This window comes from Flavobacterium macrobrachii, from assembly GCF_014486675.1.
Classification (GTDB): Bacteria; Bacteroidota; Bacteroidia; order Flavobacteriales; family Flavobacteriaceae; genus Flavobacterium; species Flavobacterium macrobrachii.
Genome location: NZ_JACTAC010000111.1, coordinates 1 through 5,587 on the forward strand (window position 1 = coordinate 1; position 5,587 = coordinate 5,587).

Here is a 5,587-nt window from a genome sequence, read left to right on the forward strand (position 1 = left end):
ATTGGAGGATGCCATAACTTTTTACATTCCAATTTTCACGTTTCATTTTGCTTTTTTGTTTTCGTTAAGTGCCTATTTTACTGGTGCACAAGTCTTATCTATTTTGGCATAAGCCTTATCTACTTTTTCACAAGGCTTATCTATTTTGGCACAAGTCTTATCTATTTTGGCATAAGCCTTATCTACTTTTTCACAAGGCTTATCTATTTTGGCACAAGTCATATCAACTTTTGCATAAGGTTTAACTGATTTGGCATAATTCTTATTTACTTTGGTACAAGCTTTATCTACTTTTGCGAAAGACCTGTCAATTTTTGCAGTTGTAATATATGATTTGACATAAGTCTTATACAATTTTGCACAAGCCTTGTTTTTTTGTATATATCAAGGATATAATAAATTATTCTTTAATTAATTTTTTGTAAATCTTTTCATTTTCTGAAGTAATTTCAATAAGATATATACCTTTTGATAGTTTTTCTATGTTAATTTCATTATTGTTTTGGGTTTGTGTTAAAATTTCTTTTCCTAAAGTGTCAAAAATTGTTATTTTATCAATATTAGTATCTGATACTATTTTAAAAATAGTACTTGAAGGATTTGGAAAAATTTTTACTTTGTTGTCATTATTGATAGAAAAATCATTATTAGATAGTGTTGCAAGATAGCTGAAAACATTTGTATCGCATCCAGAAGTAGCAAGAGCTACCCATGGGCTGACAACTGTTGCAGAACAACGTGACCTAACAAAAAATACATTACATCCTGTTGGTGGAAAATTCGCAAATGTAAATGGATTTGTACTTGATTGGTAATAAGAATCAGTTGGTAGCGGAGCTCCCACATAAAAATTAGGAACTACTGTAATATCCCAAGTGGTTGCAGTTCCATTTTCAGTCCAGCTTAATAATGCATCTTGTGTATTAATTGTGGAATAAACTAAATTTGAAGGAGCTGGACATTGAGTATTACCTTTGAAAAAGGTAAGTAGAACAAGTAAAGTTATTATTTTTTTCATAATTATAAATGTTAGAAATCCATTGTCAAAGTTACAACTTTGACAATGGATTAAGTTTAGTTATTAGTTTTTTATTAGTTTTTGTTGTGTACTTCTTGACTCATTATTGATACGAGCAATGTAATAGCCATTTGATAAATGAGTAAGGTCGATTTGATTTTGAGTTTGTGGTGTTAATGATTGGTCATAAACAAGCTCACCTAAAACATTATATATAGTTATTGTACTAGGTTCATTTATCTGTGTTAAGTCAATGGTATAAATACCTTTACTTGGATTTGGATAAATAATAATCGCATTATAACTTGGATTAATATCTATTTCTGGTTCACTTTGATACTCGATTGCACTACTTTTAGCTTGAACACCAGCTGAACCAAAAATTCTAGTAATGTTTGTTGCCGATAAACCATTGAAAGTTGTGAACTTACCACCAACTATTATTTTTCCATCAGTTTGTTGTTTTAATGTTTTTACATAATTTGTACAAAAAGGACAGCTTGAATAAACCACAGAATCTGTAGTACCTGTTCCGATACTAAAAGTTGTGTCTAATGCTCCACTAGTTGTCAAACGAATTAGTTTTTTAACTGCTGTAGTGCCAAATAAAGTAAATTCTCCTCCAATAATTAGATTGTTTGTAGTTGGTTCGAGAATAAGTTCATTAATTGCTCTTTCTACACCTGTAGCTGTATTAAAACTACCATCAATAGCTCCAGTTGAAGTTAAACGCACTAAAGATTTTACATTTGTTCCATTATATTTATTGAAAGCACCTGCAATTATAATTTTGCCATCAGGTTGTACCACAGCTTTGGCTATTGGTGAGTATAATGAAACACTCAAATCTACATTAAATACTAATGAACCTGCTGTATCACCAGCTAAGAATGTTGTATCAATTGTACCATCACTATTTAATCGTATAATATTTTTTTGAGTTGCTCCAGCTGTTGGTGGACTAAAGAAGCCTAATAATATAATTTTACCATCAGATTGTATTGTAATACCTGTTACCACACTTCGATAATAGGTGTTTAATACAGTTGGATTAAATGATGTATCAATAGAACCATTACTATTAATTCTAACTATACCTAATCTTTGCACACCATTATAATAATAAAAATCTCCACCTAATAAAATCTTACCATCGGTTTGAATTGCGCAAGCATAACCCATTTCATTTGTATAACTAATATTTCTAGATATGCCAGTACCACCTGTATTAAAGCTCGTATCAACTGCACCATCTGGCAATAATCTTGTTATACCTAAACTAGTACCACCAAACCCTGCCGACCAAGTTGCTGCAATAATTTTGTTATCTGACTGAATTGCCAAATCCATTGCACCTTGATTTCCTGCAAAAGTAAAAGTTTGGTCTAAAGTTAAATCAGTATTTAATCTAGCTAAATAAGGTTTTGAAATATTATTATAGGTTGTAAAATAACCAGAAATAATTGATTTACCTGTGTTTTGAAGTTCAATGTGATTAACTACGTTGTTTGCTCTTATACCAGCAACAAGATTTGGAGTTGTATTATTGTTTGTAACGACTATAGTTACAGTTGCGGTATCAGAAAAATTACAGTTACCTATTGAACTCAATCTATAAGTTAGTGTGTACGTACCTGCTGATGTGCCAGCTGGTATTGAAATAAGTCCTGAACTGTTTATTGTAGCACCTGCAATAGATAGAGGAGTAACTAAAGTAAAATTGACATTTGGCAATGAAGCAGAACTTGAAGCAGTACCATTGTATAAATCATTTGCATAAACACTTGTTGTAACACCACCTGACGCACCAATTATTGGCGGACTGGAGAAATTATCGTTAACAGCATCAACAACAACTGTGTTTGATGATGTAGAGGTAACGTTTATAGTGTCAAATAAAGTAACTGAACAGCCACTACTATTTGTAAAAGTATAGCCAATTGTAGAAGTCCCAACACCTGCAACTGAAGCATTAAATGAATATACACCATTTGCAAGAGTAACACCAGTACCAGAAAAAACACCAGTAGCAGTTGTACCATTTAAATATAAAGATAAGTTGCTTAGGTTTTGAGTGTTACAAATTGATGCAGGTAAATTTAAAACTGCTCCGTTGGTTGGTATTAGTGAAACGTTATCTATGTAATAACTTATTAATCTATTACCAAAAGCATTAGTGGCAGCAGATTGATAATTACATCCGCCTATTCCAGTTGCAGCAGGTGTATTTGAAACAAGTGTAGCATTATTTAATAAACCTAAATATAAAAATTGTTCACCACCAGTTGTTGTTGTAAAATTAAATGTAACTGTATCCCAACCATTTGTGTTTCTTGTAACTGTTGGAGAAATTAATTGTGTTGTAGTATCTGATGCATTATTAACTATACTTACATCTCCATTAGAATTATACGCTAAAATTGATGGTGGAGTTGAATTTGACCTGTGTAAAAAAGCTTGTAAATTGCTAGCCCAATGACTAAAACCATCTGCTAATGATACATCAAAACTTAGTTGATAATTTGTGTTTGCCAGTAACGGAGTATTTAATCGTGTATAAATATGTTGTTTGCCACCAACACCTGTTGAAATAGATAAGCCAGCGTAACTGTTGCCAATATTGTTATTACTAGATTGACTACCAAACCAATTACAAGGAACATTCCAACTTGGAAATGTAGGATTACTGGTAGAACTAAAATATTTTGCTACTGCGCTACCATCCCCAGCTGTTTGAAAAACAGAGTCCCAACCGCATGCTTTTTTTATTATTGGTATACCTGATGAATTTGATATTTGTTCAAAATTACCATTGCTTACTAAATTGCACGCACTTGGTGTTGGACTACATCCACCAGTACTTACTGGTATACGGATGTATACATATAAGTATGTAATATTACCTCTTTTAGTTCCATTTACAGGTACATATCGTAATACATGTAATCCAGTGGTAGCACTACTGAAATTTATTGTTGTTGATGAAGTACCACTTGTTCCAGATAAAGTTGCAGGAGCTGTAGTGTCTTGTAAACATTCAAATCCTGTAGCATTAACATCGTTATTTAGAATAGTTGCACCATTAATCGATATGTTGGTACTTGCGTTACCGACAAACGTGTAATCTCCATTACTATTTATTCCATCATTTAAACCAGCTACAGAGATACCAGCACAAGCTGTTCCACCATAATTGTAGAAACCACTACTTGTTGTGCTTACCCCAAAAGTTGTTTTTACGTTATAGCCAATATCACAAAGAACATTGCGTTCTTCGGGTTTTAAATAACGCTTAGTCGTTCCTAAAAGATTAACATTACTTAATACAAAATAATTATCGTTACCGTATGGAGAAGCGCAAGTAGGATAAAGTAAATCTTCAAAGTGACTTAAACTACTACCTTGTTCAAAACAGGTCGGGGTATAAACAGGAACTGTTGAAGAACCTACATATTTTATGGCATTTGCACAAGTAGTATTGTTAAGCACACCAGTATTTAAATTATTTGGTAAAGTACACCCTGGTCTTAATACTGTTGGTGAAACAGCTGAATTAAAACTAACATCATACATACTGCAACTTCCAATGGTGAGTAATGGTATGTTGTTGTTGGTTCTTAAAAAAGTATCGTATCTAGTGTAATAAGGAAATGGATCAATTGAATTTCCGTTTTGATTTATAAAACTATTAAAACCTAAAGAGTGTACTACTTCGTGTAAAATAACAGTGTATAAATCATATAAATTGCTAGGCGAATTGATGGATAAATTAGTATTCCAATTTATACTTGGATCATTAAAATTAAAAGAAACGCTACCATGATAGAAATTATTTGTTCCATTTAAAACATTTGTGTATGAGTCAACTCCTAAATGAATTGTTTTCCAAATTTCACCATCTAAAATTCCACCAACATTTGGAGTAGGAAGATAATAAGAGGAAGCTAGTCCTAAAGTACCTGATGGTACACTCAAATTCGCAATATTTCTAACCCAAATATTGACTTTATTACCAGTAGTTGAGAGTGGTGAAGTAATAAAATTAGATATATCTTCAAATACTTTACACATCACTGCACGTCGTGCATTGTGTATTGGATTTGTAGTGTCTTCCATTCCACAACCTGGTTCAAAATATAAGTTGAAATAAGATGTAGTTGAACAATTTAAACTTGTAGTAGCTAAAACTCCTGAGTTTTTAGGAGCATTAATTAAAATATCCTTAAGTTTAAATTGATTACCTTGATTATCATAAATGGTTTCTAGCTTACCTTCTGGAGAAAGATTAATTTCATATTCTTGTGAATAGCTTTTGAGAAAGCTTGTCAACATAAAAAAAAGAAGTAATAATTTGTGTTGTTTTTTCATTGTTTTTGGTTTTAGTTGTTAAATTGTTATAACTTTTTATGCGGTTTCTTTGCGTTTCGTGTAGCTCAATGGTTTCCTCCAACGTTTGGCGCTTGGCGCAGTGGCGGATTTCGGAGCGCATAACTGTCAATACACCACAAAAGTTGATGCGAGGTAGAATGTTCAATTAACCGCGTCACCCGCCATTGTGCCAAACGCCTG

Annotated in this window: 3 protein-coding genes; all 3 read right to left on the minus strand. The window is 32.4% G+C overall.

Annotation, left to right across the window (positions count from 1 at the left end):
• Window positions 1-72: 72 nt before the first annotated feature.
• Entirely contained in the window at window positions 73-354 is a 282-nt protein-coding gene (locus IAI56_RS15080) for a hypothetical protein (protein WP_187658647.1), read from the minus strand.
• 46 nt (window positions 355-400) lie between these two features.
• Complete coding sequence (locus IAI56_RS15085; protein ID WP_187658648.1) at window positions 401-1,018, minus strand: T9SS type A sorting domain-containing protein; 618 nt, start codon at window positions 1,016-1,018, stop codon at window positions 401-403.
• Between the two features lie 63 nt (window positions 1,019-1,081).
• Window positions 1,082-5,386 carry a T9SS type A sorting domain-containing protein gene (locus tag IAI56_RS15090; protein ID WP_187658649.1) on the minus strand — a complete coding sequence of 1,435 codons (4,305 nt, stop codon included), beginning with the start codon at window positions 5,384-5,386 and terminating at the stop codon, window positions 1,082-1,084.
• Window positions 5,387-5,587: the final 201 nt, after the last annotated feature.

Excerpts from the sequence above, each read along its gene's own strand:
- IAI56_RS15090 (WP_187658649.1), bottom strand. The coding sequence starts at position 5,386 with ATGAAAAAACAACACAAATTATTACTTCTTTTTTTTATGTTGACAAGC.
- IAI56_RS15085 (WP_187658648.1), bottom strand. The coding sequence starts at position 1,018 with ATGAAAAAAATAATAACTTTACTTGTTCTACTTACCTTTTTCAAAGGT.